This window comes from Gilvimarinus gilvus, from assembly GCF_030518155.1.
GTDB classification, from domain to species: Bacteria; Pseudomonadota; Gammaproteobacteria; order Pseudomonadales; family Cellvibrionaceae; genus Gilvimarinus; species Gilvimarinus gilvus.
The window spans coordinates 1-370 of sequence record NZ_JAULRU010000262.1 but is presented as its reverse complement, the minus strand read 5'-3'; the positions used below and the strand labels follow the sequence as shown (position 1 = coordinate 370).

1 protein-coding gene is annotated in these 370 nt (G+C 60.5%); it reads right to left on the bottom strand.

Annotated elements, in window-relative coordinates:
• Positions 1-259 (bottom strand): PepSY domain-containing protein (locus QWI17_RS03885; RefSeq protein WP_302721197.1); only part of this gene is annotated, 259 nt, incomplete at its 3' end.
• Between the last annotated feature and the right edge of the window lie 111 nt (positions 260-370).

Below are 370 nucleotides of genomic sequence, written 5' to 3'. Positions count from 1 at the left end.
CGTCCTTGACGACCTTGCCGTCGCGCGGATCGACCTTGAACTCGTACTGCTTGCCATCGGCTTTGATGCCCTCACCTTCCCAATGGCCGTCATCGGCCTCGATCTTGGTGATTTGCGTGTAGCCAGCGCCCTTCAGCGTCGCTTCCGCCTGGTCTTTGCTCACCTTCCAGTCAGCACCAGGCTGGTCCGCCCACGCCGCCGTACTGCCTAGCGCGGTCGCCAGCGCCAGGCCAGTGAACAGTCGAGTCATCGTCTTCATCGCCAACATCCTTTTTCATGAAAGTTAGCGGTACGACTGGCGGCCGCACCTCAGCGTTCAGTTTTGTTTCGGGGGCATGGATGCGATGTCATCAGCCAGCACCGCCGGTGA